The sequence below is a fragment of the Streptomyces ossamyceticus genome (genome assembly GCF_001418475.1).
GTDB lineage: Bacteria > Actinomycetota > Actinomycetes > Streptomycetales > Streptomycetaceae > Streptomyces > Streptomyces ossamyceticus.
Genome location: NZ_LIQX01000743.1, coordinates 1 through 1765, shown reverse-complemented (window position 1 = coordinate 1765; position 1765 = coordinate 1). Strand labels below are relative to the sequence as shown.

Here is a 1765-nt window from a genome sequence, read left to right as displayed (position 1 = left end):
ACCCACTCGGGCCGAGGCCCCCACCCGCGTCCTGAACCGGCCCGACCGGAACCTCCGGCACTGACGGGCATACGGCGGCGCGCTAACGGCGTCTCTTCGGCGGCCTCGCCACCGCCAGCCGCCGCATCAGCGCCAGCCACCCCGGCACGTCGATCTCCACCAGCACGGTCTTGCCGGGCGGCGTCCGCTCCCGTACCTCCCAGCGGTCGGCCAGCGCCTCGACGAGCGCCATCCCCCGCCCCGACTCGTCCAGCGGACCCGCGGCGCGCACGGCACCGGGGCCCGGGGGCCGGCCGTCACCCCGCGTGTCGGTGACCTCGATACGGAGCGAGCCGGTGGGCAGGGACAGCCTCAGTTCGAAGTCCCGTCCCGGCACGCGGCCGTGCGTCACGGCGTTCGCCGCGAGTTCCGCGACGACGACGGCCGCGCGCTCGGAGACGTCGGAGCCGTACGGGATGCCCCAGGCGTTCAGGGCGCTCAGCGTGGTGCGCCTCGCGAGCCGGGCGCCGAGCGGGGTCGAGCTGAAGCGGCGCGTGAACGAGGGCGCCGTGGCGGTGGGTTGAGCAGAGGGTGGTGCGGTCATGCCCAACAATCTGGCCGCGGCGGGGGCCGTTTGGCCACCGGAACACCGCGTACGCTCACGCAGCGTACGTCGTGACTCACTGGACAGTAGTGGTGACGTGACGTGACGATGCGCGTTGAGCGGTGTGGTCTGGTGGGCGGGCGCGCGGGAGGTGGCCGATGGGGGCCGACAACAGCGACATGGCGGTACTGGGCGGGAGCGGCGAGCCGGAGGTCTCCGACAGTCTGCGGACGTTCGGGGCGATGGTCCAGGCCCTGCGCGAGCACGCGGGCCTGGGCCGGGAGCAGTTGGCCGAGTCCATCGGCTACTCCAAGCACATGGTGGCGTCAGTGGAGCAGGGCCGCCGCCTACCGGACACGGCGTTCGTGGAGGGGGTGGACCGGGCGCTGGGAGGAACGCGGGCGCTGCTCGCGGCGGCACAGCACCTGGGGCGACAGCCGGGATTGGCAGCGTGGTTCCGGAAGTGGGCGGGGCTGGAGGCGACTGCGATCACCCTCTACACGTACGAGTGCCGCATGATTCCGGGCTTGTTGCAGACGAAGGCGTACGCGAGGGCTCTGTTCGAGGATCGGCTGCCGCTCCTGACCGACGACGAGATCGAGGCGCAGTGGACGGCTCGGGCGGAACGACAGCGGCTGTTGCGGGAGCGGCCCAACACGGCGTTCAGCTTCATCCTGGAGGAGCAGCTGTTTCTGCGGCAGACGGGAGGAGGCGACGTCACACGTGAACTCCTCGACCACGTGCTGAAGATCGCCGAACAGCGGAACGTAGAGATCCAGGTCATGCCACTCCTCCGCGAGTCACATGCCGGGCTGGCTGGCCCCATCCGGTTGCTTGAGACCCCCGAGAACCGCTGGTTCGCCTACTGCGAAGGCCAGCGTGGCGGGATGCTGGTCGTCGACGCGAAGGAGATCAGCATCCTGCAAAGCCGTTATGCCAGGATGCGTTCACAGGCACTCACCATCCCGGACTCGGTGAGCCTGTTGCAGCGGATGCGAGGGGACTTATGAGCACCAGCGAACTGTCCTGGTTCAAAAGCAGCTACAGCAGCGCGGACGGCGACGACTGCGTAGAGGTCGCCCTCACCTGGCACAAGTCGAGCTACAGCAGCAGCGGCGATGGCGACTGCGTAGAGATAGCCACCACCCCCCACACCATCCACATCCGCGACTCCAAGAACCC

3 protein-coding genes are annotated in these 1765 nt (G+C 69.6%); 2 read left to right on the top strand and 1 reads right to left on the bottom strand.

Annotated elements, in window-relative coordinates; all coding sequences use genetic code 11:
- Nucleotides 1-82: 82 nt before the first annotated feature.
- Nucleotides 83-583 carry an ATP-binding protein gene (locus AOK15_RS37895; RefSeq protein ID WP_055523330.1) on the bottom strand — a complete coding sequence of 167 codons (501 nt, stop codon included), beginning with the start codon at nt 581-583 and terminating at the stop codon, nt 83-85.
- Between the two features lie 158 nt (nt 584-741).
- On the opposite strand from AOK15_RS37895, the gene AOK15_RS37890 reads away from it, so the two are divergent.
- Nucleotides 742-1593, top strand: a complete 852-nt coding sequence (locus AOK15_RS37890; RefSeq protein ID WP_055523328.1) for a helix-turn-helix domain-containing protein — start codon at nt 742-744, stop codon at nt 1591-1593.
- Nucleotides 1590-1765 (top strand): DUF397 domain-containing protein (locus tag AOK15_RS41530; protein WP_063799107.1); only part of this gene is annotated, 176 nt, incomplete at its 3' end. The genes AOK15_RS37890 and AOK15_RS41530, both read left to right, overlap by 4 nt.